Genomic DNA, 25,134 nt, shown 5'->3' with positions numbered 1-25,134 from the left:
TTCTAGTTGCAGCTTTTCAGCGCGTTATCGGACCCGGCGCCATTGCCTGTGGAGTAAAGCCCGTAAACCGGTCCGCTGCCGCATTGATAACATCTTCTCGCCTTCTTGCCGTGGACGGTTGCCCCCGCCGCAGGCGATCGGCCGATCCCGGCCGGTCTCAGTGGTGACATAGCGATCCGACGAACAGGGCAACATTGGCGATATGACAATCTACTATGTGAACTCAGCGACTGGCTCCGACCGCAACGATGGGACGAACCAGAACTCGGCTTTTGCGACTTTGTCCAAAGTGGAATCCCTAGCACTGAAACCAGGCGACAGTGTGCTGCTCGCCAAGGGGAGCGTGTTCAACGAACAATTCGATATCAAATATTCCGGCAGCGAGAGCGCGCCGATCAAGATCGGCAGTTACGGGACGGGGGCGGCACCCGTCATCCATAGTGGCGGTGATGGCATTCATAGCCTTTATGCGTCGAACATTGTTATCGAGAACCTCAAGATAACAAATAGCGGTGGTTCTGCCATCTCTGGCGGCAGTGTTTCGAACTGGACGGTTCGCCATGTGGAAGTCGACAAGGCGGGATTGTCGGGTGAAACAGGCGCCATGAATTTCCGCAACAGCAAGAACATCACGATCGAAAGCAGCAAGATTTCGGACGCTAAGGGCGACGGCATCTGGATCGACAAGGTCGAGGGCCTCAAACTTCTCAACAATACGGTGACGAACAGCCACGGCGCCAAGGCCGATGCCGTCCAGGTGAACGACAGCAGCAACATCCTGATCCAAGGCAATCATCTCGACCAGACGCAAGCCGATAGCCCCAAGGGCGTCCTCGTGCTCATCAGGCCGGTGAACGCGGTGGTCGAGGATAATACGCTGAGCGGCGGCGGCTTCGGCATCAGCGCACAAGCGGGCAAGAACGTCGCCATCCGCGACAACGATATATCGGGATTTCACGGTTACAACTGGTCCTTCGCCGTCGGTCTCGGTGATGACGGGAATGCGAGAGACTACGATATTGCGGGCAACCACATCCACGATGGCGCCTGGGGCGTCGTCATTACCGCCCCCGCCGACGCTCCGAGCTATACCCGCACGAATATCAAGGTCCACGACAATGTCTTCGACGACCTCTCGCAGTCGGCGCTGAAGGTCGACAGACCGGCCTCCGGCTCCTTCTCCAACAATACAATCGAGAGCGGCACCAACGCCACCAGCATATCGCCTTCGATCGTCGACGCGCACACCTTCACTGTCAGCAACAACCATACGGTCGCCAATGTCGAGACGGCGCTGGCGAGCCCGGTTGTCACGACTGCCGCAGTCACGGAGGCGTCGGCGGATCCGGCGGTTGTCGCCGTCCACGACAATTTGAAGATTCTCACGGATACGGGCGACGCCCACCGCGGCAATCTCCTCGAAAACGACAGCTCCGATAACGGGACCCTGGTGCTGCGCCGCTTCGGTAACGAAAGCGTCGGCAAGGACGGCCTGACGCTGACCGGCGACTACGGCGTCATCCACGTGGACCGGGAGGGCAACTATGCCTACACGCTCGATGAAACGAAGCTCCCCGACCATGACCATGACGGACATGTGAGCGAGACCTTCAGCTACGGGATCGACGATGGAAACTCGTACCACAGCGACGGCGATACGCTGACCGTCTACCTCCATATGGATAGCTTGCTGAGCTGAGGGCGCGCAGCTGAAACTGAACCAAAGAGAAATCCCGGATAATTTCCGGGGTTTCATGAGCGGCAGCCGGCCGCTTTGCTGCTGCGGGACTGGATTGACGACCAGCCGCGGCCGAATGAACGCAACATTCACCAGAATTGCGCCCTGATCGTGCATCGAGCGGGTACACGGGTCTGGCGTTCTCACCCCGCCTTTGCCTTCGGAACATTGTGGTGTCTCACGATGAACCACAATCGCATTCAAAGTGCACCGGGAACCGGCAAGACTGCGGTCAGCATCATTTCAACAGCCCTTGCCCGCAGGCAGTCCGATACCGTTCATTCACCATTTGGTCGTTGTTCGATGGATTATTTTCGTTGAGGTTGTAGCCTTGAGGGTGCCGCCACCGCCAGGCGCTTCTCGGGAACAAGGCAGGCCGATGGGCCTTCGATCGCTGTAGCCGCAGCATTGGGGGCGTTTTCGGCCTTAGTCCCGATCGCATCCGATCCACTCGTTGCAGTCGAGCCAGTCGACTGCGCGACAATGTGAGAACAAGGCGATATGACAGTCTATTATGTGAATTCAGCGACCGGCTCCAACTCGAACACCGGAACAAGCGAGGATTCCCCCTTCGCATCGTTCTGGGCGGTGGAAAACCTGAAACTCCAGCCGGGCGACAGCGTGCTTCTCGCCGCCGGAAGCGTGTTCAACGACCAGCTCGATCTCAAATATTCCGGCACTGTCGACGCCCCGATCACCATCGGCAGCTACGGGATCGGCGACGCTCCGGTCATTCATAGCCCGGGCGACGGCATTCACAGCCTTTACACCTCGAACATCGTCATCGAGAACATCAAGATCACCGACACCGGTGGCGCGGCTATCTATGGCGGTTATGTTTCGAACTGGACGATCAACAATGTCGAGGTCGACCACACCGGTTTGGCGGGCAAGGCCGGTTCCATCAGCATCAGGACCGGCTCGAACATCACCATCGAAAACAGCACGATCAACGATGTCAACGGCGACGGCATGTGGATTGAGAAGATCAACGGCGTCACTCTCCTCAACAACACCGTCACTAACGCCCACGGCACCACGGCGGATGCCGTCCAGATAAACGACAGCAGCAACATCGTCATCAGCGGCAATTATCTCGATCAGACTGGTGCGGTGACGCCGAAGGGCGTACTGACGCTCATCCGGCCTGTGGACGCGGTGATCGAGGGGAACACCATCCTCGGCGGCGGCTTCGGGATCAGCGCGCAGGCCGGCACGGATATTGCCATCCATGACAACGATATATCCGGCTATGGCGGCTACAGCTGGTCTTACGCCATCGGTCTCGGCGACACGGGCGATACACGCAACTACGATATATCAGGCAACTATATCCATGACGGCGTCTGGGGCGTAGCGGTCAGCTCCGCCGGCACGACGACCTATGTTCGCGAGGGCATCGATATCTACGGCAACCTCTTCGATGACCTGACCCAGGCTGCATTGAAGGTCGACCGGCCGGCATCCGGATCCTTCCATGACAATTTCATCGCGAGCGATGTCACGCCATACAGCATCTCCCCCTCGATCATCGCTGCAGGCACCTTTCCCGTCAGCGATAACACGATCATCGAAGAAGGTCCTACCACGCTTGCAAGCGCCGACAGTCTCGCCGCCGCCGATGCGAGCATCAGCCTCGTATCGGACACCGGGCTCACATCCCACAACGACCTGAAACTTGCTGCCGACAAGATTGCAGCGGATAAGGTCGGCGCCCGCCACGACAATCCCATCTGGGAAAACGGTGTATCGGATGAAACCCTGCTGCTTCGTCACTTCGGCAAGGCGGCTGTCGAAAAGCATGGGTCGACACTTGGCAACGGCGATCACGGCGTCACCATCGAAGCCGCCGATCTTGCTGGCCCGGAAAACGGCAGCGAAATTTCACACCATGAGATCACGCCTCAGCCGTTGCATCATTCAGAAGCTGACCCGCTGATCGTCTCTATGCTTCAACACGGCGTGCTGCACTGAGGATAGCCGGGCGCATCGCCGCTACGGCGAGAAGCCGTGGCGGCATCAGAGGTCGCCGAGCAGCGTTCGGGGAAAGGGCTCTCCTGTCGCTCGCCGCCATCGGCTCAGGAAGAGAGGCCGATCGTAATCGTGGCGGAAAGCACGCCGCCATCAAGTTTTTCAAGATCGAAGATGTGATCGGTGGCGTCCTGCGGAATGAGGCCGTCGTCGTCGTTGCGCGTATCGCGGCGGGGGCGTCCACGATAGTCGGGATGCTCACCATAGATGATGTCGCTCAGGGCATCATCGAAATAGACCTGGCTGACGAGAAGCTCCTTGCCGTCCACGAGGATGCGGCAATGAACATGCGGCGTGCGGCCACTATACCATCCGGGATAGGCGGTCAGAAACCTTGCCTGCCCGGCCTTGTCAGTCAGCTGGCGGCCGCGAAAGGCGAGCCCGCTTATCGCCTTGGCATCACCAAGTGTACACATCTTCGCAGCCTCTCGGCCGGAATAGATGCCACGGTGATCGGTATGCCAGATTTCGATGTCGGCATTTTCAACCGGCCGGCAATCGGCTGCATGGACGATACGCAGGGCCAGCCGCAACGGCAGTCCGGCTTCTCCTTCCGAGATGTCCTGGCGGGCCGGGACGTCGTTGACATGGCAGGGACCAAGGGTCTGGGCGATGGTCACGACGCAATTCGGGCGAGTGCGGAAGAGCGGCGCGGGCAGCTTTTCCAAGGCGACAGACTTGGTGCCGCCGCTCAGGAAATCAGTGCCCTTCCAGTCGAATGTCCTGGCTGCCGCCATGACATGCCGCCGCGGCCAGATTGCCGTCGCAACAACCGACGATGCGGCAATCGCGGCGCCGCCAAGTACAAGAGTCCGCCTCTTCATATGTCCTCCTTTGTCTCAAGATCTGGCGTGTAAGGGGGATAGGCCGGGACTGCCAGTTAAATCCCGGCAATGATCGACGGTGACGAGGCTGTCGGCGCGAAGCAGGGCGAGGCCATCAGACTTTATATGGCAACCTGTTCGCCAAGCTCGACGACGCGGTTTGACGGCAGGTTGAAGTAATCGGAGGGATCGATGGCAAAGCCCTCCAGCGCCATGAATATGCGTTCCTGCCAGCCGGGCAGGCCGGTGTTCGGCGTCCTGACGAGGTTGCGGCGACCGAGATAGAAGGACGTTCTCATGATCTCGAACTTGAAGCCTCCCTCCCGGCAGAGAGCCAGCGCCCTGGTGACGTCGGGATCGTCCATGAAGCCGAAAGTGATGTCGAGACGCACGAAACGCGGCGAGAGCTGGCTTATCTTGATGCGCCTGTTGTCGGGAACATAGGGTTCGTCCTCGGTCCAGACCGTCAGGATGACGTTCTGTTCGTGGAGCACGTGATTGTGCTTGAGATTGTGGAGCAGAACGTTCGGCGTCCGGTCCGGCACGCTGGTTAGAAAAACCGCCATTCCCGGAACGGTAACCGGTGAATGGTCCGACTTCCGCTCGATCGAGCGAATGAAGGAATCGAGCGGAATCTCGTTGTTGGCCCGCAGTCTCTTGAGGTAGGTCTGCCCGCGGGTCCATGTCCACATCAAAATCATGATCGCCAGCGCCAGGGCGACCGGAACCCAGCCGCCGTCTTGGATTTTCAGCAGGTTGGCTGCGAGGAAGACAACTTCGATGACGAAGAGCGGCAAAAGCACTGCAGATGCGAGCATGAAGGAGTATCCCCAAGCGGCGCGAAGGAACTGGAAGGCCAGCATGGTTGTGATCACCATGGCTCCAGTCACCGAGATGCCGTAAGCCGTTGCCAGTGACTCGGAGTCGCCAAAGGAAAAGATCAGCACCAGCACGCCGGTCAGCAGGAGGAGATTGACACTCGGCACGTAAAACTGGCCGGTATTGGTCTCCGAGGTGAACTTGATCCGTAGCCGTGGCAGAAAGCCGAGGTGAACCGCCTGGCGGGCCAAGGAAAACGCGCCAGTGATCACGGCTTGGCTGGCGATGATGGTTGCGAGCGTCGCCAGAAGAACCACTGGCAGCAAGGCCCAATCGGGATACATCAGAAAGAACGGATCGGCGATCGCTGCGGGTTGGCTGAGAACGAGCGCGCCTTGCCCGAGGTAATTCAGCAGCAATGCCGGAAAGACGAGCACGAACCATGCCGTCTGGATCGGGCGTCGCCCGAAATGGCCGAGATCGGCATAAAGCGCTTCGGCGCCCGTGACTGTCAGAAAGACCGCGCCCAGGACGATGAGCCCAACGGTGCCGGCATGAGCGAGGAACGAGAGCGCGTTGATAGGATTGATTGCGGCCAGAATCCTCCAATCGTCGCCGATATGGATCACGCCACCTGCCGCCATGGCAAGGAACCACAAGACCGTTATCGGCCCAAAAAACATTGAAACAGCGGCGGTCCCCCGCGACTGGGCGGCAAACAGAACGATCATGATCGCCGCCGACAGGGGCGGAACGTATTCGGCAAAAGCTGGGGTAATCAGTTTCAAGCCTTCGAGAGCGGACATCACCGACAAGGCAGGCGTGATCATCGCGTCGCCGATGAAAAGTGCCGATCCGATCAGGCCGGCGAAGAACAGCACGGGCACGTTTCGCCCCATCTTTTTCATCAGGAGAGCGAGAAGCGAGAGTGTACCGCCTTCGCCGTCATTGTCCGCCCTGAGAAGGAACAGCACATATTTGAAGGTCACGATGATCGTCAGCGTCCAGATCATCAGCGAAATAAGGCCAATTACCTCGAATTCGTGGACGCCATCGGCCGTGAACGGTCTGAGCGCCTCGCGAAAGGCGTAAAGCGGGCTGGTGCCGATATCACCATAGACGACGCCGACGGCGCCGACGACCAATCCGACAAAGCCGGCCCGGCTGGCGACATCACCGGTCTTATCTGCACGTGCTGAAGTCATGTTTCCCCGCTCACGTCGCTTGCTTACAGACGGAAACATATGCCGCATTGAAGAAGGGCAAGTAAATTTGTACGGGTGCAAACTTTTCGCGACGAAGCGAGCATGGAGGCCGGCCCGGCATGGCTGCCGCAAGACGTTCAGAATGAATCGATTTCGGTCCTGAAAATTATGTAGTAGGCATCCGAAATCAGTATCAGGCCGGGGCCAAGCGAGATGGAACCCACTCAATTGTTCGAGCTGGTCATTGCGATGTTGCTCGCAATCATCGCGCTGCACTACGCTGCCCACAGGCTGGGATTGCCGCCGTCCGTGGCGCTGCTGGCCGGCGGCGCTCTGCTGGCCTTCGTGCCGGGGCTGCCGGCGATTACTGTCGATCCCGGGCTGGTGCTCGTTATCTTCTTGCCGCCGCTCTTGATGGACGGAGCCTGGGCCATTGCTCTCGTGCGGCTGCGGCGCCATATGATCGGCATCGCCTCGCTGGCCGTCGGAGCGGTGTTCTTCACCTGTGCCGTCGTGGCCGTCGTGACCCATCTTCTCTTTCCGTCACTTCCCTGGGCCGCCTGTGCAGCACTTGGCGCGATCGTTTCACCGCCTGATGCGGTGTCGGCTCGTGCCGTGCTGGAGCGCGTCAAGCTGCCGCGACGGCTGCAGATACTGCTGGAAGGCGAGAGTTTGCTGAACGATGCGAGCGGGCTGGTTCTCTTTCGCTTTGCCGTCGCCGCCGCCGCAACGGGAAGTTTCAGCGCGGTGGAGGCGGCTGCCAGCTTCCTTGTGCTGGCGCTCGGCGGCGCGGTCGTCGGCGTCGTTGTCGGAACGGCGTGGGTGAAATTCGTCCGGCGCCTGGGCGACGAATATCTCATCATCGCCGCCACCGTGCTGCTCGCCTGGATTTCCTATCTGCTCGGCGAACTGCTGCACGTTTCCGGCGTCATCGCCACCGTTACTACGGGTCTGATCGCCTCCTGGCACCAGCACACCGTATTCTCGGCCGCAACGCGCATGCGAGGCACGTCGTTCTGGACTGTGATGATCTTCCTGATGGAAGCTTCTGTATTCACATTGATTGGGCTGTCGCTGCGCGATGTCGTTGAGCGCGGCGGCGGTTTCGCCACAGTGATCGCCACCATGGGACTGCCGATGCTGGCAATCCTCGTGACGCTCGTGATCGCCCGTTTTGCGTGGGTCTTCGCCTCAGATGTCGTCATCCGGCTCTGCGCGCCGCTGGGGTTCAAACGCGCCAAGCCGCTGGGCGCCGGCGGCGCCACCGTCCTCAGCTGGGCCGGCGTGCGCGGTGTGGTGACGCTCGCCCTGGCGCTCAGCCTGCCGGAAGAATTCCCCGGCCGCGACTTCATCCTCGCAACATCATTTTCCGTCATTGTCGGAACCGTGCTCGTCCAAGGAACGAGTTTGGGGCGGATTATTGCCTGGGCACGACTGGTGGAGCCGGAGACGGAGAGAGCGCGTCTCACAATGAGTCAGGCCGAAGCCGCCATGGCGCAGGCGCAGCTTGGAACCATTCAAAACCTGGCATACGACCTCGAGGGAAATCTTATCCATCCACAATTGCTCGAACGGTACCAGCGCCGTGCCACGGCGATCGTGGATTACGCCGCCAGAACGGAACATTATATCCCGGTGCTCCATGCTCATTTCGATGTCGTTCTCGAGGCGGTCGCAACCGGACGCCGGGAACTCATTCGGCTCCATCGCGCCGGTGATATAGATGACGAGACGCTGCAGGAGCTGGAACGGGATCTCGATCTCGAGGAGCTGAGTGCAATTTCAGCCAAGGCCTGAGTTTCGCGGCCTTGCAGATTGAAGGCAGTCGGTCTGCAATAGTTTTTGCGCAGATGGAAGTATTCCACGCGGTCCTGAAATATAAATCGCCTCGCGGCTAATAGCCTTGCCTCTGCCTCTTTGTGAGGTGTCGGTGGGTGGCTCGCCGTGAGTATTCTCATTGCGCCGGTATCTCGTTGCCTCCAGGACCGAGCTTCCCATCGTCCGGCTTCGCCAACGGAGCGTTTGGATGCTGCCAGATTACCTGTTTTCATCGCGATGCTGCAGGCTACGTAAAGTTTTGTTTCTGTAAATTCTGAAAAAATACGCGGTCAAATTGCTTCTAATTGCTGCCATGATTTAAATATACGTTCCGGCCGCGATTTTTTCTTCGCCACATTTCGGATGTTCCAAATTATTCAAACAATGGTGAGAAACAATGAAAATTATTCTCGTCATAGCCCTCACGGTTTTTGCCGTGCCGTGTGAGGCCGACATGCTCGTTACGGCTTCGAAATATAATCGCATGCACGAACGCTCCATTTCGTTTCTCGGCATCAATCCCCGCAGAACGTCGTGGTGCGGAGCCTTCCTCGCCTTCGTCGCCAAACGATCGTCCCGCCAGCCGCCGCCCAATCCCAATATGGCAGTTTCCTGGAAAAGCTTTGGCAAGCCCGTCTTCTTCCGCTCGGCAAGGCGGGGAGATGTCGTTGTCATTCGAAGCGGCAGGCGCTTCCACGTCAGCCTGTTCGACCACTTCGACCAACGACGCCAGTACGTTTATCTCTTCGGCGGCAACCAATCCAACCGCGTCCAGCTGTCACGTTACCGCACCAGCTCGGTCGTTGCCGTTCGACGATGAAGCCGGAAATTTCACCTTTCCGCTGGTTCCAGTAAATCCAATAGCTCATGGTAGCCGGCCTCGTCCTTCGAGGCCGCTGCGGGGCGCCTCGGGAAGAGGGCGGAGAGAGGGCGGCGCTTGGTTTGTCGTCAGCCTCGGCGGCACTTGGCACAACGGTTGGCCTTTGTGCCGAGGTGCGGAGGCTGAAGCCTTGAAGGACGTGAGGTGGCTTATCATCGGAATCGCCGCACAGACCGTCAATCACCCCCGTCCAACGCGCATATCACGCCGTCGGCGGGAATGGCTGCCAGCCTTTCGCGCTTGATGTCGAACCGCCAGGCTTTGACCACATCCTCGGATCGATAGGAGCCATCCGGTTGCTCCACCATCCTGCCGAGCGCAAAGACGGCGACGTCGGGAAACCGGCTGGATGAGCAATAGGCCGGCTGCAGAAGCTCGTGGCGGGGCGACGGCTTTGAGATCGTCACCTGGTCGACGGCGGTCCAGACGGGAAGGGCTCCATTCCTGCCGGTCTGGCGCCGGAGCACCAGCGACAGCTTTGCGCCGCATTTGAGCTCGGCTGCCGCATAGGCCGGGCCTTCGGCTATTGCTGACAGAGCAGTTCCGCTGACCTCCACGCAGTCCTTCTCCAGAGGAGGCGTGGATTTGCCACGTGCCTCGCTGGCATGGGAGGCGGCCGGGATCAGAGCGAGAAGAGCGGCGATCACAGGGAGAGATAGAGACATGGGAAACCGTGGGACGTGAAGCGGGACAAAGGAGAGCGCTGGGCCGAAGCCCTCAACCCAGAGGAGAACGGTAGCTTTGCTCGAAGATGAGTCAATAGCCGATCAGCACGTGCGAGGAACTGCGGCGGTGCCGGGCGGCGGCCGACCTCGTCCTGAGGCGCGCAGGCCAGAGGCCGGAGCCTCGAGGACGGGGGCGGGTGGCTGGGCACCTGGCAGCATCGCTGTGAATTGGCGGCGCTTCACAAAGCCAATCAGTGCGGGCGAGAGTCGTTGCTGACACTCCGGAAGGCAGCGATGATGCTTTCCGCCGCCCGCCGGGCTTCGTCTGCGGTCGTCTGGAAATTGGTGACGGACAGGCGCAGGACGTCGCGGCCGCGCCATTTGGCGCCGCCGGCGAAGAGGGTGGCGTCGTCGCGGATCTTTGCGATGGTCTCGCGGGTGATCGCGTCGCTTTCATCGTCCGGGCGGTCGGCAGCGAAGCGGAGGATGAGCTGGTTCAGCGTGATCTCGTTCAAGATAGTGATCCCCGGTTCGCGTCGGAGATGCTCGGCCAGCAGGCGAGCCGACGCGCAACATTGGTCGATGAGGGCGGCGATGCCGTCGCGGCCGAGATGTTTCAGCATCGCCCAGGTGGCGAAGCCGCGGGCGCGCCGGGAAAGCTCCGGCACGTAATGGGAGGGATCACGCTCGCCCTCGGCAGCGAATGGCAGATAGCTGGCGGCAATCGTCATGGCGCGGCGGTGGGCAAGCTCGTTGCGCACGATCGCATAGCCGCAGTCATAGGGCGTCTGCAGCCATTTGTGGCCGTCCGTCGCCCAGCTATCGGCCGCCTCGATGCCGCGGGTGAGGTGGCTGAATTTTTCCGATGCCTGCGCTCAGAGGCCGAAGGCGCCGTCGACATGCACCCAGGCGCCTTTTCCCTTCAGCGCCGGGATCAGGCGGATGAACTCGTCGAAGCCGCCGGTATTGATCTGCCCGGCCTGGAGAATGCCGATGCAGGGACCGCTGACGGGGGCAAGCGCGTCGCTGAGTGCAGCCGGATCGATCCGGCCCATCGGATCGGTCGGCAGGCGCAACACGCGGTCACCGAGGCCGAGGAATTGCAGGGCTGAGAAGACGGTCGTGTGGGCGTCGTCGCCGATCAGAACGGTAATTTCAGGCGCGCCGAACAGGCCCTTAGCATCGGCATCCCAGCCGGCTTTGCGCAGCACCTCGCCGCGGGCAGCAGCAAGGCAGGTGAAATTGGCGACCGTGGCGCCGGTGACGAAGCCGACGGAGCTTTCGGCCGGCAGCTTCAGGATGTCGAGAAGCCATCTCGCCGAGACGGTTTCGACGGCGGCCGCGGCCGGGGCGGCGACGTGGTTTCCGGCATTCTGGCCCCAGGCGCTGGTCAGGAAGTCGGCTGCGACGCCGACCGGATGAGAGCCGCCGATGACCCAGCCAAAGAAGCGTGGGCCCGTAGTGAAATGCAGGCCGGGCTCCGCGTTCGCGGCGAGCTGCTTGATGACATCGGCCATATCGGCGCCGGCCGCCGGCAGCGGCTCGTCGAAGGTGGCGAGCGAAGCGGCATAATCGTGCCGGGGCACATGGCGGGCCGGCGCGCGCTCACGAAACCCGGCTGCAAGCCGCGAGGCTTCCTCAAACAGTGATGCGATTGCCGACATGCGGGATCCCCCTCAGCCGAGCGCCCGCCAATCCCTGGGGACCGCCTCCAAGCGAGCTGACCGGCGTGAGCAGTCTAGAATCTTTTCTCGCCGGGTTGAAGGGCTCAAACGGAGGCGGAAGCGCCGGGCACTTCCAGATCACGGCTGCTGGCCCAACAGTGCTTTCAATTTTTCTTCGACAACGCGCTGAAGCTCCCGGGCATAAGCTTCGAATTCAGCCTTATCCGCGCCCATCTCGACGCATCGGTCCCGCCACCACAAGGCCATGACCGGAAGATTCCAGATCAGAAGCGCCACGTCTTTTTTCTCGTCTTCGCTGTAAGTGCTGAAGTCAAGACGACGAATTTTCTCGATGGCTCTCACAGCTTCTGTCTTTATGAATTTCATCTTGCGAATGTTGTAAAAGAAGCCGTCGGAACTAAATTCCTTGTTCAATTCTTCCGCAAAATCCGTCATTTACTCGCGCCGTTCGCCGTCCCTTGAGCGTTCCCTTTATACCTGAGTGTCTTGGCGAGGGTCCGCTGCTCGAAGCACCTTTCTATTACAACATATCCCCAGGCTCCAGTGGTTGCTCCAGCGGGCGTCGATCTCGTCGTCGACGTTCTGGTAGCGGATGTCGGTGGAGAGGCGCAGCCGGCGGGTGCGGTCTTCGTTGTTGGTGGCGGCGTGGATCATGTCGGGGGAGTGAAGCACGACGTCGCCAGCCTCGTAATCGGCGGCGAGCCAGCGGGCGTTGAAGCGCTCGGCTATATCGGGCAGGTCCTTGGAGAGCCAGCCGCCTTCGGCCATGTGACTGTTATAGGCGCTGATCCGCTCTTCCGGCGAGAGAGCGCCGCTGTTCGCGTGGAATTCCGCCTCCATCCTGCGGCCGAGCGCATGCGAGCCTTCGAGATAGACGAGGCCGCCCATTTCGGCGGGGGTGTCGCCGATCGGGATCCAGGCGGTGACGAGCCGGCTGGTGCCGCCGCGGAGATAGACGAGGTCGTAATGGGCGGGGGTCGCCACCGCCGTGCCGGGTTGGACATAGCGCATCAGCTTGCGTTTATGGAGATAGGAGATGCCCTGGAGAAAGGCGTCCATGAAGCTGACGAGTTTCGGTTGGGCGCAGAAGCCTTCATAGGCGGCGGAGCGGACGATCGACATCAGCCGGCGGCTGGCGAAGTTCCAGTCGAAGCCTTCGGCGGCCGCGATGCCGAGTGCGAAATCATGGCCGGGCGCCAGCAGGGCGGTTTCGGCGAGGTGGGTGAAGACCCAACGGCGGAACTCGATCACTTCGGCGCGCGGCAGAGGCCTTTCAGCCAGATATAACCATCCTCCTCATAGCGGCGGCGGATAGCCTCAATGCCGATACCGGGATCGGTCGGTGCGAGCGGGCCGAGCCGTTCAGCGGGGATTGTTTTGCCATGGGCGGCGAGGGGCGTTTGCGCCACTCCCATCCCGGCCGCATTCGCGACAATTGACATTTCATTCATTCTTGCTTTGACTTTGCCTGCCTGCAGCTTGCTCGTTACGTGAACCAATCGCCATGGAGGAAAGTTGCAGCTGGATTTTTCGCTCATGAGAGAAGCCGAGGCTATCTATCGATCTCCCCTCGCCGCGGCCGGTGGGCTTGCCGTGACCGGCAGCGGCAGACAGCATGCGCGCCATGCCGTCAACGACAGGAAGCTGCCGAGTTTTGCGGCCGTGCTGGTGGAGCGCGGGCAGGGGTTTCTCGAAACCGCCGAGGGCGGGCGCCAGCCCGTGGAGGGGCCGGCGCTCTTCTGGCTGTTTCCGAACCGCCCGCATTCCTATGGGCCTGATGAAGCTGGATGGGACGAGCGCTGGGCGCTGTTTGAGGGTTCGTTCACGCGGGATTTCATTCGGATGCGGCTGATTGGCGAGCGCCATCCCCTCGTGGCTCTGCGCCATCTCGAGGAGGTGGTGCGGCTCTTCGCGCGGCTGCATGCCGATCTCGTCGACGACAGCCATCTCGGGCAGGCCTCGGCGGCATTGGCGCTCCATGGCATTGTCATCGCCACCGCGCGGGCGAGCGCTGCTGCAGGTCGCGAAGGCGAGGGCGCGACCGGCGATCTCGTCGAGACGCTGCGGGCAGGGCGCTGCAGCCTCTCGACCTTGCCTCGTTGGCCGCCGAGCACCGCATGTCGCCAGCCACGTTGCGGCGGAAATTCATCGCCGAAACGGGCATGCCGCCCAAGGACTTCCAGCTTCGGGCGCGTATGGACCATGCCAAGCAGCTGCTCGCCACGTCAGACGAGAAGATCGAAACCGTCGCAGCCATGGTCGGCATAGAAGACCCGTTCTAATTTTCTCGCGTCTTTCGTGAGCGCGTGGGCTGCAGCCCCCGTGAATTCCGGATGCGATATAAGCGAGGTTGAGCTGTTGGTTTATCGCTCGCCGTCTTTGTCGCGACATTGAATAAATCAAGCACTGCGGGAGGAATTAAGCGATTTTCTCCAGTAGATGTTGATTTTATGCAGCCTGCTCTCGAAATTGTCCAAAGATCGGCTAAAATCTATTGCCTTCCTTTGAAGTATCTATCAATAATGTCGGCAATATCATTCGCGCTGCTATCAAGGCAGCTCTGTCGATCAGCGAGGGATATGCACTGAAATATTTCATTCTCTATGCGCTCGTGTGCTCGGTAGTCGGGATAATTCTTCTCGTCGTCTTCTATCAGATTGCACCGGTTCAGATGGAGAGGCCTGGCGATCAGACGGCCTTCGAACCGGATGATCTGATTGTGCGGTCGACCCGCGAACCGAGGACAGATCAGCCCGTTATGCGGCCTCCCAGCCAATGGGATCTGCGGCTTGGCAATCAGCCGGAGGCGCAGCCCGATCAATCAGGCGTGCGCAAAGGCGGCCGGGTGGGAACGCCGGCGCAGTAGGTGGAGTTGGCACTGCCCTTTGTTTGACAGCGTACCGCGCGCCTCTTCCTTGAGGCTGCTGCGGGTACTACTTCTGCTCCCTCACCAATTCCATGTCTTCAGGAGCAGTGTTCGCGCCCAGGCCTCCCAACTTGTCGGGCGCGATATCCTCCAACGCCTGCCACTATAAGGGAGCGGCATCCTCCAACCTCCCTCATGCTGAGGCGCGCAGCCCGGAGGGCAGAGCCTCGAAGCACGCGGCCCAACGCCGCTTCTTGCATTCATCAACCGCCGACAGACCCGCCTCGTCCTTCGAGGCGATCCTGCGGATCGCACCTCAGAATGAGGCTCTCTTGAGTCTTGGCGGGGCCGCGGTGGGGCCAGGCGGCGCCAATCGAACTCACGCTTCCGGGTTGCATCCACTGCAGCCGGCTGCGATGACATATCTCCGATAGTCCGGGAGGTGGAGATGGATGCAGACGGCGTGACGATCAAGCTCATAGGCACAGACGAGGTGGAGGCTTTCCGGCATATCCGTCTGGAAGCGCTTCGTGCCGAGCCGTCCTCCTTTGCCAGCCGCTACGAAGACTGGGAAATTCTCTCTCTGCAGGAGTGGCGCGATCGGCTGAACGAGCCGGTTTTCATCGCCTTCCAGAAGGGCGAACCCGTCGGCATCATGGGCCTATTTCGGCAGCGGTCGAGCAAGATGGCCCACCGCGCCACGGTCGTCATGGTCTATATCAGAGCCAAGCTGCGCGGAACCGGCCTTGCCGTCAAACTGCTGGAGGCGATTTCCGATCACGCGCGCGATATCGGCATCCGTCAATTGGAACTCTTCGTCAGCGCCGAAAATTCGGTGGCGATACGGTTCTACCAGCGGCAAGGTTTTGCCGAGATCGGCCGTATCCCCGGCGGCGTGCTGGAGGATGGCCGGGAGATCGACGATGTCATGATGGCGCGGCGGCTGGTGGGGTAGGCCGTCGCGGCGCGGCGGGCCATCCGGCCTCTTGACCTCAAGCGGGATTGGGGTTGCAGGATGCCGCCTGAATCGGAGGTTGCCGTGATGAAAATCCTGATGGACAAGCATATTGACGATAGCGGGTTGATGGCGGTCGCGATCGATGCGCTGGAGACCGCCTTCCATGCCAGGGCCGCCAACCGGTTGATCTCGCCGCCGAGGCATCATGTGTCGTTTGCTGACCGAGGCGATCTCGTTTTTACCGTTGGCGGTATCCTGGGCGAGAAACCGCTTGCGGGCTTTCGCGTCTACGACACATTCGATGGGGCCGAGCATGCGCAGATCGTCGCCGTATGGTCGGCCGACGACGCCAAACTCAAAGGCATCGTTCTCGGATCGCGCCTCGGGAGCCTCAGGACCGGTGCGATCGGAGGTCTCGCGATCCGGCATCTCGGTGCGCCGGACGCCAAGATCGTCGGCATCGTCGGCAGCGGCGCGCAGGCGCGAACCCAGCTCGCCGCGGCTGCCGCCGTTCGCGACCTCGATCGCGCCTGCGTTTACAGCCGTGACGAGAAAAATCGTGTTGCCTTTGCAAGCGAGATGCAACTCGCGCTGGGGCTTGAGGTGGAGCCCGTCGACAGCGTCTCGAAAGCCGTTGAAGACGCCGACATCGTCATCTGCGCAACGACTAGCCAAACGCCCGTCCTCCACGCCGGCGATTTAAAGGCCGGCGCGCACGTCAACACTGTCGGCCCGAAAACGCTTCACGGTTACGAACTCGGCCTGGATGTCGCCGACGCCGCGGCCGTGATCGCGACGGATTCTCCCGAACAGGCGCGCGCATACCCATCGCCCTTTTTCTTGGCGGGCTCCGGCAGCGACGGCCGTCTGGTTGACCTCGCCGAGATCATTGCCGGGAAAGTGGCGGGGCGAGGATCGCCCGAAGAGTTAACACTGTTCTGTTCCGTGGGCCTCGCCGGAACCGAAGTTGCCGTCGCGGCGGCGATCCTCGATAGGCTGGATGCGTCGGTGTAGACCCTGATTCAAGGAGGTGGTTCAAGCCTCCGTTCATTCTCTATTCGCGCTTTCAGCCGTCAGACCCAGCATATCCCGCATGCTGTATTCGCCGGGTGCGCGCCCTGCGATCCAGCGGGCGGCGGCAAGCGCACCGCGGGCGAACATGCCGCGATCGAGAGCCGAATGCGACAGCGTCACGACTTCGTCGGCGGCGGCGAACAGGACGCTGTGTTCTCCGATGAGCCCGCCGGCGCGCAGGACGGCGAAGCCGATCTCGCCGGTCGGCCGCTCGCCGGTGACGCCGTCACGCCCGCGCCGCTCGACAGATGCCAGGGAAACGCCGCGCCCCTCGGCGGCCGCTTCGCCGAGCATCAGCGCCGTACCGGACGGGGCATCGATCTTTCTGTTGTGGTGGGCTTCGAGGATTTCGATATCCCAGCCATGCGCGGGAAGAGCGCGCGCCGCCTGGGCGACGAGGCCGACCAGGATGTTGACGCCAATGGAGAAGTTGCCGGAGCGCAGGATCGGAATCGTTCGGGCGGCGGCGGCGATCCTTTGGATCTCATCCGGCTCGAAACCGGTCGCTCCGATCACCAGGGCCGGCCCGCCTGCAGAGGCGCAGAGGCCGGCGAGTTCGGCAGCGGCATTTCCCGTCGTGAAATCCAGGATCACGTCGGCGGCTGCGATTGCTGCCCCACGGTCGATCAGCCCGTCACCGGCGGAGCCGGGACGGCCGATGCCGCCGATGACCGCAAAAGCCGGATCGGCCGCGAGCAGCGGCAGTATGGTGCGACCCATGCGGCCGTTCGCGCCGGCGACGGCTATTTTGACAGGTGAGGTCACGTGTTTTCCTTGGCTGGCATATTTCCGATAGAGCGGCCGCTTGCATCCGGGGTTCGCGCCGGAACGGCATTCTGCACCTACCGCACTTGCGCTCCCGGCGTAAAGCAGGGGATTTGTTGCGACCGTCCCTGTGAACGCCTGGCCTTACCAGTTGCCGGGATCGGCGGTGTGATCGATGCTGGCGAATTCATCAGCCTTGTTCCGGTCGAGGTTTATCTCCGTGGTCACCTTCGTCTTGTCGGTGACCGAGTAGCGGTCAGGGACGGGTCCCTTCGAAAGTTCCTGGTACAGGAGCAAGGCTGCCTCCTCGGCGGTATCGGCCTCGATTTCGCGGGTGAGGGTAACGGTGAACTTGTGCATGGCTTCGGCCCTTTTAATCGGCGCGCGGACGATGCGCAGCTTGCACAGTCTGACACGCTTTTTGCGATGCGAAAACCGCAGCGTGCCGGGTGTGCATGGATCAAACCGAGGAGCCTTTGCCGAAATAACCTACATGGGCTGGAGAAAGGCGATTTCCCTCTTATTTGAGTGGGAATTGCAAACTAAGAGGACCGCGCAATGGCAAAAAACACGATCTGCCTATGGTACAACAAAGACGCTGAGGATGCCGCCCGCTTTTATGCCGCGACCTTTCCCGACAGCGCTGTGGGTGCTGTCACGCGTGCGCCGGGAGATTATCCTGAAGGCAAACAGGGAGACGTTCTGGTTGTTGAATTCACCGTCGCGGGTATCCCTTGCATCGGTCTGAACGGCGGCCCTGCAATCAAACACAGTGAAGCCTTCTCGTTTCAGATCGCCACGGAGGATCAGGAAGAAACCGATCGCTACTGGAACGCCATCGTCGGTAATGGCGGCCAGGAAAGCGAGTGTGGCTGGTGCAAGGACAAATGGGGTTTGTCCTGGCAGATCACTCCGCGCGTCCTCTCAGAAGCACTCTCGGCGGGTGGTGATCAGGCAAAGCGTGCTTTTGACGCGATGATGACGATGAAAAAGATCGATGTCGCGGCGATCGAGGCGGCTCGGCGCGGTTGAGGCGCCATTGCCGCCCGAGGCCGACACATGACGGCCTGTCAGAACCAGAGATCGCGTACGCAGCGCCCGTCGGAGGGAAGGTCTTTGAATGTGTCCAGCCCGTCGAAGTGATCGATGGGGAGATCGGCGACGAGTTCCGGAGGTGCAAGCCGCATGTTGACCGCCATGCGGCGGCGGCCATCCTTTTGCAGGCGCAGACCGCGCCAGCTCAAGACGCAAGCGCAGGATGGGCAGAACAAAATTTCGAGGGATGACGTCTCCCTGCCGGAGCGGGTGTAGGAGGCGGTCTGGCCGGTGAGCGCAATACGCTCTCCTTCGTAATCATAGGCCCAGAGCGTGCCGTAGCGTCGGCAGAGGGTACAGTTGCACGCGGTGATCGATCCAGGATCGCCTTGGAGCGTCCAGCTCGCCTTGCCGCAATGACATGAGCCTGTCAGCATGAGCGTGAGTTCACTTGCTGCTCTCCTTCAAGCACCGCATCGTGCCTTAATCGCGCGGTGACCGCAATTGCCGCTTGCCTATTGATCCGGTCGGCCCGTGACGATGTCAGATGCAATCCTTTCGAAATCCGGATCATGCTGCCTGCAGGCCGCCGCCGTCCAAGGGGCCTGTGGCCATGCTTCTTCATTTCAAAGGCCGTGTGACGGGGTCGCGGAGAGCGATGAACGCGGGATGCCTCGCGTCCTATTCCACAAGGCCGAAGATCGGGCCATAGCCGCCGTGCCAGGAGCGGTCGTTGCGGCCCATTACCGGATAGAAGAGTCCGACACCGCGTCCACCATCGAGAAACAACGCGTCGGGACATTTCAGCCGGTCGCGGAAGAGTCGTGCGAAGTCGTGGAAATTGACGCTGTCTTCGCTGATCGCGAAGCGAACTGCGCCGCTTGTGCAGATGCCGACACCGCTTCGGCGGGTTCGGTCTGTCGAGCCGAAGATGAAGATTGGATTCAGCTTTCCAGCAATGACGAGCATTGGGCCGGACTGCGTGGCGAACCGCACCTTAGTGGCGCGCTTCAGAAATTCGTCGGTCGGAAGTATGCCGGCGCCTGCTTCATCAAGAAAGAACACGCCGTTCGGCTTCTTATAAAAATTCGGGACCTGACCGGCAGAGCCTCCGGCCCCTGCCGTATTGAGAGGTTTCAATTCCCCGCCGTTCTCGACATACAGTCCCATCGGCGAAAAGTCGGCCCGGTACATTCCGGCGTTGACGGCAAAGGCCAGCGTTTTCCCCTCGGAGCGAAGGGCTTCGGCGAGGTTTGAAAAAGCGCGGTATGGTTCGCCATCGGCATCTTTCCAGAACAGGCGCAGATCGGCTTTTCCTGCTTCCAGCGTGCAAACGACGTATGTCGCCTGTTCGAAAGTTTCTTGTTCGCATGGCTCTGCATGCGCCTGAGGCAGGAATGTCATCATTGCCGCCAGCATCATGGCCGCAGCGAGCACGCCTTGTTTGAGATAGGTCAGTGGTGTCAGAATAGTCATGACGAGATCTAATTTCCTATCGTGCGGCCGCAGCGCCGGTTTTTCATCGCCATCGGCGGCGCCAAGAATAGGAATTTTTACCGGCACAGCAATGACTGTCAGCCGCGATTGGTATTCCAAGATTTTTCGTGAGACGTCGACGCCTGCCTCCTTCTTCTACAGGAAGGAAACGATAGCATCTGGCTCCGCTTCTTCCGCTGGCAGAAGAGGTGGATCAGGCAGATGAGGGGGAAGGAGCCTCAGCGGCAAACGCCGCCGCCATCAAAACCCAGACACCCCGGCAAAGCTGGGAACATTCAACCCTACCAGGCGGTACGGGCGGTGCCGAGTGCCGTTGTATGAGAGGATGAGACGTGGGCGACATGTGCCTTGAGCGATACGACGCAGTTTCCCGGACAGCTAAGTTTGTGCATCGTCAAGTGCTTCAGCAACGCCTCGGCGTCGCGCTTCTCGGTCAGCGGAAATGTCACAGTCATGCGGGTTCCTCCAACGAACATACTGAGCATCTGCGGAAATTAATGGTTAAATTCTCTCGCGCCGCAACAAGAAAATTTGAATGATAAAATTAAAATCGATTAGCTTTTCGTAGCTTTTTTAAAATCGTTTGAAATTAGCTTCCTCGGTTTTCTCATGGATTGGGCAGTGGTTCGGCCGCGAGCGAGATCCGCATAGTGCGCTCCAACAAGCACTTGAAGCGTTGGGAGCAATGCCCTCGATGAAGGCATTGGCAGATGCTGAGAGATGGCGCTGCTGAGTTAAGATCAGCCGCTCACCGTCTATTGCGGACCGCCGAACTTTTGAGCCGCAATCCATTGAGCCTGATGAAGCCTTCGGCATCATGATGATCATAGGCGATGGAGCTTTCCTCGAAGCTGACGAGGTCTGAGGAATAGAGTGAGGAGGGCGACATGCGAGAGATGACCGAGGCGCTTCCCTTATAGAGCCTCATCGCCACTTCGCCGCTGACGAAGACCTGGCTTCGGTCGATCAGGGCCTGCAGCATCTCCCGCTCGGGCGCGAACCAGAAGCCGTTGTAGATCATCTCGGCGTAGCGTGGCATGATCTCGTCCTTCAGGTGCGCGGCGGCGCGATCGAGCGTGATCGATTCAATTCCGCGATGCGCGGCAAGCAGGATCGCTCCTCCCGGTGTCTCGTATACGCCCCTCGACTTCATGCCGATAAATCGGTTTTCAACCAGATCGAGCCGCCCGATGCCATGCCGGCCGCCCAATTCATTGAGTTCGGTCAGCAAGGCTGCCGGTGTCATTGCCTTGCCGTTGACGGCAACAGGGTCCCCGCTCTCGAAGCCGACGGTGACGATCTCAGGGGCATCGGGAGCGTCGACAGGATCGATCGTGCGCCGATAGATATGATCGGGTGCGACCTCCGCTGGATTTTCAAGAATTTTGCCTTCCGTCGAAGTGTGCAGCAGGTTGGCGTCGATCGAGAACGGTGCCTCGCCACGCTTGTCGCTCGGGACAGGGATCCGATGCTTCTCGGCATATTCCAGCAGCTGCGTGCGGGAGCGGATGTTCCATTGACGCCACGGAGCAATGATCTTGATTGACGGATCGAGCGCATTGACGGCCAATTCGAAGCGGACCTGATCATTGCCCTTGCCTGTCGCGCCGTGGGCAACGGCGTCCGCGCCGATCTCCTTGGCTATGGCGACCAGATGCTTGGCAATCAGCGGCCGGGCGATGGAGCTGCCGAGGAGATACTGCCCCTCGTAGAGTGTGTTAGCCCGCAGCATCGGAAAGATAAAGTCGCGGACGAATTCCTCACGTAGATCAACGATGCGGACATCCTTGACCCCGAACATTGCCGCCTTCGCCCGCGCCGGCTCGAGTTCTTCGCCCTGACCGAGATCGGCGGTGAAGGTCACGACCTCGCATTCGTAAGCCTCCTGCAACCATTTGAGGATGATTGAGGTATCCAGCCCGCCCGAATAAGCGAGCACGATTTTTTCTATTTTTCTTGCCATCAGCTTCTCCATATCGATTGGGTGGAACGATAGGCCAAGTTGTGCGCAATGAGCTTGCGAAACATTCCGGAAACTGTGAAAGATTGGCATATTGTGGCGCAGTGGCGCATCAGATGGGATATAAAATGCCAGTTCTTCTGGACGCGATCGACCGCCATATTCTCCGCGTCCTTCAGCGCGACGGGCGCATTTCGAATGTCGAGCTGGCACGGGAGGTGGGGCTTTCGCCCTCGCCCTGCCTGCGCCGTCTTCGGTTGCTGGAAGAGGCAGGGATCATCGATCGCTACGTCGCTGTGCTGGATCCGGCAAAGGTCGGGGCGGGGCTGACGGTTTTTGCCCGTGTGTGGTTCAAGACCCAGGATGCCGAGGTCACGCTGCGGTTTGCCGAAGCCGTGAGGCGGTTTCCGGAGGTGATGGAATGCTACCTGACGGCGGGGGAGTGCGATGCCGTGCTTCGGATCGTCACTGCCGATCTGCACAGCTACTGGCGTTTTCAGGCCGACCACCTGACGCGCATTCCGAGCGTCCTCAACGTCAAGACCGATGTGCCGATGGAAACGCTGAAACGGAGCTTCGAGCTGCCGTTGCGATAAGTGTCGCTGTCGCTGGCGGCTGATGTCGAGCACCTGAGTTGCTGAGGTGGGGTGGCCGCCCTCGTCCGGCGATGACATGATCGGAGCTGCGGCTGCCGCTTTCCATCCCGATAGAAGAAGTGCCGCAGCGCCACTCTCGATGCTATCCTCGGCCTGCGTGGAGGATCTGCTGCACCGGTTGCAGATGCTCGGCACAAGGCCGAGCATGACGACGACAGGGTGGCGATTACGCCTTCAGCGCCGCGGCGTAATCAGCGGCGTAGGTCTTCAGCGAGCGCGGGGCCTTGCCGGTCAGCGTCTCGACGTCGCCGGTCACGATGGCTGTCCAGTTCTGGCGGACGGGATAGAAGATTGAAGCGAGAAAGCTCGCATAGCCGGCCGGCACGCCGACCCCCGTCAGCATTTCGATGAAGGCCTCGTCGGAGACGGCGTTATAGGTGACGGGCTTGCCGATCGCTTCGGAGAGGATGGCGGCGGCTTCGGCATAGGAGAGCGCTTCCGGGCCGGTCAGGTTGAAGGCCTTGCCGTCGAAAGACGAGGAGGTGAGCACCGCCACGCCGCTTGCCGCGATGTCTCGGGCGTCGATGAAGCTCGATTTGCCTTCGGCGGCGGGAAGCGCAATCTGGCCGTGGTCGATGCCTGGTTTCCAGAAGGTGTGGAAATTGTCGGAAAACCAGTTCGGGCGAAGGATGACATAGGGCGTGCCGGATTTTTCCAGCGCAATCTCGACCTGGCGATAGGGAATGGAGTCGTCGGCATCGACGCCGATGACACTTTGGAGCACGACCTTCACCTTCCGGGCTGCGGCCGCTTCGATCACCGGCAGCAGCAGGCCCTTGGAGTCGACATAGCCGGAGGCGAGCAACACATAGGCACGGTCGACGCCCTCGAGGGCCGGGCCGAAAGTTTCAGGCCTGGCATAGTCGAAGGCGACGCCCTCGGCGGCGGCTACCGGCTTGCCGGCGCGAGAGGCGGCCTTGACGGCTTCGCCCTTCGCCAAAAGCCCATCGACCACATGTCGGCCGACGGTGCCCGTCGCGCCGAGAACCAGAATTTTCCTGCTCATATCACTCTCCGTGGTTTCTGTTGGAAACTATCTTTCCATAGGATACATACAGAGAAAACGGGATCGGAAAAGAGAGCACTTTTTTCTCACCTGGTTTCCTGCGGGAAACCCGGGGCGGGAAGGGGAGGATGGAATGACGACGACAGAGCAGAGCTACAATGTTTATGAGGATCGCTGCCCGACGCGGCTGGTGCTGGACTGCCTGGCGGACAAATGGGCGCTGCTGATCCTCGACCGGCTGCAAGGCGGGCCGGTGCGTTTCAATCACATCCGGCGCGATATCAAGGGCATATCGCAGAAGGTTCTGTCGCAGACACTGAGAAGGCTCGAGCGCAACGGCCTGATCTCGCGCACGATCTTTCCGACCGTGCCGGTAACCGTTGAATATGCGCTGACGCCGCTCGGGCGCACGCTGACGGATACGGTTTCGGCACTCAGCCATTGGGCAGAGCAGAACATGGACGCAATTTTTGCGGCGCAGCGTGCGTATGATGAAAGGGACGCCGGTTGATGATGGCGGCGCTTCGACGTAAGCAACATCTGCTGTCCCGCGCTTACGCAGTCCTCATCCTGCGCAGGCGTGCTGCGCACCACCGCCATGCGGGCGCAACGGCGTAGCCGACGGCCGGGATGGCCGCAAGCCCGAGGAGGATGCCGACGAGACCTGAGCCGGCAGCTTGGACCAGCCAGGAAACCACGCCGCCGACGGCCGGCATTGCATGCGCGGCGCCTTCTCCGGCATCGTGGAGCAGATGGCTCAGCCAGGCAAAGCCAAAGCTTTCGGCGCCGTGCACAATGATGCCGCCGCCGACCCAGATCATCGCCGCCGTCCCGATCAGACCCAGCACCTGGAGAAGATAGGGCATGCCCTGCACAAGGCCGCGTCCGAGCATGCGCGGGAACGCCCCTGTCCGCGAGCGGGAAGAGCGCTGGGCAAGCCAGAGGCCGAAGTCGTCCGCCTTCACGATCAAGGCGACGACGCCGTAAACGGCGGCGGTGATCATCGTGCCGACCAGGGCGAGAACCAGCGCCTGCACCGCCAGCCCCGACTCGGACAGGGAGCCCAGCGTGATCGCCATGATCTCGGCCGACAGAATGAAGTCGGTCCTGACGGCGCTCGCGACCTTTTCGTCCTCAAAGGTTTTGGGATCGATGCTGATCGTCTCGAGCTCCGCCTCGTGGGCATGGGCGGCATGCGGCACGACCAGCTCGTAGACCTTTTCGGCGCCTTCGTAGCAAAGGTAGAGCCCACCGAGCATTAGCAGCGGCGTCACTGCCTGCGGCAGGAGAAGGCTGAGGGCGAGTGCTGCCGGCAGGAGGAACAGAAGTTTGTTCTTGAGGGAGCCGACGGCGATCTTCCCGATGATCGGCAGTTCGCGCGCCGCCGACAGGCCGGTCACATAACGCGGCGTGACGGCAGCGTCGTCGATCACGACGCCGGCGGCTTTGGCGCCGGCTCTGCCCGCCTGAGCGACGACATCGTCCAGGGAAGCAGCGGCCGCCTTTGCAAGCGCTGCGACATCATCAAGGAGGGCAATCAGGCCGACACTCACAAGCAAACCTCTCATTCAGGGATATGGACAGCGAAAATAGTCAATCGGCCGGCAGCTGGAAAGAGGCGCTGCCACGGATGGTTGCGGCGCCCGATCCGG

22 protein-coding genes and 3 pseudogenes are annotated in these 25,134 nt (G+C 60.8%); 11 read left to right on the top strand and 14 right to left on the bottom strand.

Features of this window, described 5'->3' with window-relative positions; all coding sequences use genetic code 11:
- Window positions 1-202 precede the first annotated feature (202 nt).
- Together AMK02_RS13250 and AMK02_RS13245 are read left to right on the top strand one after the other, a co-directional pair.
- Window positions 203-1,699 (top strand): right-handed parallel beta-helix repeat-containing protein, encoded by a 1,497-nt coding sequence (locus tag AMK02_RS13250; RefSeq protein WP_064803398.1) that lies wholly within the window; start codon window positions 203-205, stop codon window positions 1,697-1,699.
- 540 nt (window positions 1,700-2,239) lie between these two features.
- Window positions 2,240-3,712 carry a right-handed parallel beta-helix repeat-containing protein gene (locus AMK02_RS13245; protein ID WP_064803396.1) on the top strand — a complete coding sequence of 491 codons (1,473 nt, stop codon included), beginning with the start codon at window positions 2,240-2,242 and terminating at the stop codon, window positions 3,710-3,712.
- A 104-nt stretch (window positions 3,713-3,816) separates the two neighbouring features.
- Here the strand turns inward: AMK02_RS13245 and AMK02_RS13240 are convergent, their stop codons facing one another.
- Both AMK02_RS13240 and AMK02_RS13235 read right to left on the bottom strand, forming a co-directional pair.
- Window positions 3,817-4,593: a dioxygenase family protein gene (locus tag AMK02_RS13240; RefSeq protein WP_064803394.1), complete on the bottom strand. Its 777-nt coding sequence runs from the start codon at window positions 4,591-4,593 to the stop codon at window positions 3,817-3,819.
- 122 nt (window positions 4,594-4,715) lie between these two features.
- Window positions 4,716-6,617: a potassium transporter Kup gene (locus tag AMK02_RS13235; RefSeq protein WP_064803393.1), complete on the bottom strand. Its 1,902-nt coding sequence runs from the start codon at window positions 6,615-6,617 to the stop codon at window positions 4,716-4,718.
- 213 nt (window positions 6,618-6,830) lie between these two features.
- Here AMK02_RS13235 and AMK02_RS13230 point away from each other — a divergent pair, with 213 nt between their 5' ends.
- Window positions 6,831-8,414: a Na+/H+ antiporter gene (locus AMK02_RS13230; protein WP_064803391.1), complete on the top strand. Its 1,584-nt coding sequence runs from the start codon at window positions 6,831-6,833 to the stop codon at window positions 8,412-8,414.
- Window positions 8,415-8,832: 418 nt separating this feature from the next.
- On the top strand, window positions 8,833-9,255 hold the full coding sequence (locus AMK02_RS13225; protein WP_064803389.1) for a TIGR02594 family protein: 423 nt from the start codon (window positions 8,833-8,835) through the stop codon (window positions 9,253-9,255).
- A gap of 236 nt (window positions 9,256-9,491) precedes the next feature.
- Here AMK02_RS13225 and AMK02_RS13220 read toward each other — a convergent pair whose 3' ends face one another.
- The 4 genes and pseudogenes from AMK02_RS13220 to AMK02_RS13205 all read right to left on the bottom strand — a co-directional run bounded on the left by AMK02_RS13220 (window position 9,492) and on the right by AMK02_RS13205 (window position 13,107).
- Entirely contained in the window at window positions 9,492-9,980 is a 489-nt protein-coding gene (locus tag AMK02_RS13220; protein WP_064803387.1) for a hypothetical protein, read from the bottom strand.
- Window positions 9,981-10,231: 251 nt separating this feature from the next.
- Window positions 10,232-11,644: pseudogene (locus AMK02_RS13215) on the bottom strand (pyridoxal phosphate-dependent decarboxylase family protein).
- Between the two features lie 138 nt (window positions 11,645-11,782).
- Window positions 11,783-12,100, bottom strand: a complete 318-nt coding sequence (locus AMK02_RS13210; RefSeq protein WP_064803385.1) for a hypothetical protein — start codon at window positions 12,098-12,100, stop codon at window positions 11,783-11,785.
- A gap of 36 nt (window positions 12,101-12,136) precedes the next feature.
- Window positions 12,137-13,107: pseudogene (locus AMK02_RS13205) on the bottom strand (phytanoyl-CoA dioxygenase family protein).
- A 94-nt stretch (window positions 13,108-13,201) separates the two neighbouring features.
- Here AMK02_RS13205 and AMK02_RS13200 point away from each other — a divergent pair.
- The 4 genes and pseudogenes from AMK02_RS13200 (at window position 13,202) to AMK02_RS13185 (ending at window position 16,503) form a co-directional block, all read left to right on the top strand.
- Window positions 13,202-14,019: pseudogene (locus AMK02_RS13200) on the top strand (AraC family transcriptional regulator).
- 140 nt (window positions 14,020-14,159) lie between these two features.
- On the top strand, window positions 14,160-14,531 hold the full coding sequence (locus AMK02_RS13195; RefSeq protein WP_064803383.1) for a hypothetical protein: 372 nt from the start codon (window positions 14,160-14,162) through the stop codon (window positions 14,529-14,531).
- 448 nt (window positions 14,532-14,979) lie between these two features.
- The gene (locus AMK02_RS13190) at window positions 14,980-15,486 is read left to right on the top strand and encodes a GNAT family N-acetyltransferase (protein ID WP_064803381.1); all 507 of its coding nucleotides are present in this window, start codon (window positions 14,980-14,982) and stop codon (window positions 15,484-15,486) included.
- An 84-nt stretch (window positions 15,487-15,570) separates the two neighbouring features.
- Entirely contained in the window at window positions 15,571-16,503 is a 933-nt protein-coding gene (locus AMK02_RS13185; RefSeq protein ID WP_064806214.1) for an ornithine cyclodeaminase family protein, read from the top strand.
- Between the two features lie 33 nt (window positions 16,504-16,536).
- On the opposite strand, the gene dapB is transcribed toward AMK02_RS13185, so the two are convergent.
- Window positions 16,537-17,328 carry a 4-hydroxy-tetrahydrodipicolinate reductase gene (dapB, locus tag AMK02_RS13180; RefSeq protein ID WP_064803379.1) on the bottom strand — a complete coding sequence of 264 codons (792 nt, stop codon included), beginning with the start codon at window positions 17,326-17,328 and terminating at the stop codon, window positions 16,537-16,539.
- Window positions 17,329-17,472: 144 nt separating this feature from the next.
- Window positions 17,473-17,688 carry a hypothetical protein gene (locus AMK02_RS13175; RefSeq protein ID WP_064803377.1) on the bottom strand — a complete coding sequence of 72 codons (216 nt, stop codon included), beginning with the start codon at window positions 17,686-17,688 and terminating at the stop codon, window positions 17,473-17,475.
- A 198-nt stretch (window positions 17,689-17,886) separates the two neighbouring features.
- Here AMK02_RS13175 and AMK02_RS13170 point away from each other — a divergent pair, with 198 nt between their 5' ends.
- The gene (locus tag AMK02_RS13170; protein WP_064803375.1) at window positions 17,887-18,360 is read left to right on the top strand and encodes a VOC family protein; all 474 of its coding nucleotides are present in this window, start codon (window positions 17,887-17,889) and stop codon (window positions 18,358-18,360) included.
- A 38-nt stretch (window positions 18,361-18,398) separates the two neighbouring features.
- Here AMK02_RS13170 and AMK02_RS13165 read toward each other — a convergent pair whose 3' ends face one another.
- The 4 genes from AMK02_RS13165 to AMK02_RS13155 form a co-directional block, all read right to left on the bottom strand.
- Window positions 18,399-18,800: a GFA family protein gene (locus tag AMK02_RS13165; RefSeq protein ID WP_064803373.1), complete on the bottom strand. Its 402-nt coding sequence runs from the start codon at window positions 18,798-18,800 to the stop codon at window positions 18,399-18,401.
- Between the two features lie 244 nt (window positions 18,801-19,044).
- On the bottom strand, window positions 19,045-19,821 hold the full coding sequence (locus AMK02_RS13160) for a phosphodiester glycosidase family protein (RefSeq protein ID WP_064806212.1): 777 nt from the start codon (window positions 19,819-19,821) through the stop codon (window positions 19,045-19,047).
- Between the two features lie 320 nt (window positions 19,822-20,141).
- The gene (locus AMK02_RS31735; RefSeq protein ID WP_189636967.1) at window positions 20,142-20,315 is read right to left on the bottom strand and encodes a hypothetical protein; all 174 of its coding nucleotides are present in this window, start codon (window positions 20,313-20,315) and stop codon (window positions 20,142-20,144) included.
- A gap of 293 nt (window positions 20,316-20,608) precedes the next feature.
- Complete coding sequence (locus AMK02_RS13155; RefSeq protein WP_082929665.1) at window positions 20,609-21,823, bottom strand: argininosuccinate synthase; 1,215 nt, start codon at window positions 21,821-21,823, stop codon at window positions 20,609-20,611.
- A gap of 125 nt (window positions 21,824-21,948) precedes the next feature.
- Between AMK02_RS13155 and AMK02_RS13150 the strand changes: the two genes are divergently transcribed.
- Window positions 21,949-22,416 carry an Lrp/AsnC family transcriptional regulator gene (locus tag AMK02_RS13150; RefSeq protein WP_064806208.1) on the top strand — a complete coding sequence of 156 codons (468 nt, stop codon included), beginning with the start codon at window positions 21,949-21,951 and terminating at the stop codon, window positions 22,414-22,416.
- Window positions 22,417-22,642: 226 nt separating this feature from the next.
- Here the strand turns inward: AMK02_RS13150 and AMK02_RS13145 are convergent, their stop codons facing one another.
- Complete coding sequence (locus AMK02_RS13145; RefSeq protein WP_064803371.1) at window positions 22,643-23,482, bottom strand: SDR family oxidoreductase; 840 nt, start codon at window positions 23,480-23,482, stop codon at window positions 22,643-22,645.
- A gap of 133 nt (window positions 23,483-23,615) precedes the next feature.
- Between AMK02_RS13145 and AMK02_RS13140 the strand changes: the two genes are divergently transcribed.
- The gene (locus AMK02_RS13140) at window positions 23,616-23,993 is read left to right on the top strand and encodes a winged helix-turn-helix transcriptional regulator (RefSeq protein WP_020921619.1); all 378 of its coding nucleotides are present in this window, start codon (window positions 23,616-23,618) and stop codon (window positions 23,991-23,993) included.
- A 43-nt stretch (window positions 23,994-24,036) separates the two neighbouring features.
- Here the strand turns inward: AMK02_RS13140 and AMK02_RS13135 are convergent, their stop codons facing one another.
- On the bottom strand, window positions 24,037-25,035 hold the full coding sequence (locus AMK02_RS13135) for a DUF808 domain-containing protein (protein ID WP_064806206.1): 999 nt from the start codon (window positions 25,033-25,035) through the stop codon (window positions 24,037-24,039).
- Between the last annotated feature and the right edge of the window lie 99 nt (window positions 25,036-25,134).

It is taken from the genome of Rhizobium sp. N731 (genome assembly GCF_001664145.1).
Taxonomy (GTDB): domain Bacteria; phylum Pseudomonadota; class Alphaproteobacteria; order Rhizobiales; family Rhizobiaceae; genus Rhizobium; species Rhizobium esperanzae.
Note: the sequence above shows the minus strand (reverse complement) of the source record. Positions and strands in the feature narration are given on the sequence as shown.

Bases quoted from the DNA above. Each gene is read 5' to 3' on its own strand.
- AMK02_RS13250 (WP_064803398.1), top strand. From the start codon at position 203: ATGACAATCTACTATGTGAACTCAGCGACTGGCTCCGACCGCAACGAT.
- AMK02_RS13245 (WP_064803396.1), top strand. From the start codon at position 2,240: ATGACAGTCTATTATGTGAATTCAGCGACCGGCTCCAACTCGAACACC.
- AMK02_RS13240 (WP_064803394.1), bottom strand. From the start codon at position 4,593: ATGAAGAGGCGGACTCTTGTACTTGGCGGCGCCGCGATTGCCGCATCG.
- AMK02_RS13235 (WP_064803393.1), bottom strand. From the start codon at position 6,617: ATGACTTCAGCACGTGCAGATAAGACCGGTGATGTCGCCAGCCGGGCC.
- AMK02_RS13230 (WP_064803391.1), top strand. From the start codon at position 6,831: ATGGAACCCACTCAATTGTTCGAGCTGGTCATTGCGATGTTGCTCGCA.
- AMK02_RS13225 (WP_064803389.1), top strand. From the start codon at position 8,833: ATGAAAATTATTCTCGTCATAGCCCTCACGGTTTTTGCCGTGCCGTGT.
- AMK02_RS13220 (WP_064803387.1), bottom strand. From the start codon at position 9,980: ATGTCTCTATCTCTCCCTGTGATCGCCGCTCTTCTCGCTCTGATCCCG.
- AMK02_RS13210 (WP_064803385.1), bottom strand. From the start codon at position 12,100: ATGACGGATTTTGCGGAAGAATTGAACAAGGAATTTAGTTCCGACGGC.
- AMK02_RS13190 (WP_064803381.1), top strand. From the start codon at position 14,980: ATGGATGCAGACGGCGTGACGATCAAGCTCATAGGCACAGACGAGGTG.
- AMK02_RS13175 (WP_064803377.1), bottom strand. From the start codon at position 17,688: ATGCACAAGTTCACCGTTACCCTCACCCGCGAAATCGAGGCCGATACC.
- AMK02_RS13170 (WP_064803375.1), top strand. From the start codon at position 17,887: ATGGCAAAAAACACGATCTGCCTATGGTACAACAAAGACGCTGAGGAT.
- AMK02_RS13165 (WP_064803373.1), bottom strand. From the start codon at position 18,800: ATGCTGACAGGCTCATGTCATTGCGGCAAGGCGAGCTGGACGCTCCAA.
- AMK02_RS31735 (WP_189636967.1), bottom strand. From the start codon at position 20,315: ATGACTGTGACATTTCCGCTGACCGAGAAGCGCGACGCCGAGGCGTTG.
- AMK02_RS13155 (WP_082929665.1), bottom strand. From the start codon at position 21,823: ATGGCAAGAAAAATAGAAAAAATCGTGCTCGCTTATTCGGGCGGGCTG.
- AMK02_RS13150 (WP_064806208.1), top strand. From the start codon at position 21,949: ATGCCAGTTCTTCTGGACGCGATCGACCGCCATATTCTCCGCGTCCTT.
- AMK02_RS13145 (WP_064803371.1), bottom strand. From the start codon at position 23,482: ATGAGCAGGAAAATTCTGGTTCTCGGCGCGACGGGCACCGTCGGCCGA.
- AMK02_RS13140 (WP_020921619.1), top strand. From the start codon at position 23,616: ATGACGACGACAGAGCAGAGCTACAATGTTTATGAGGATCGCTGCCCG.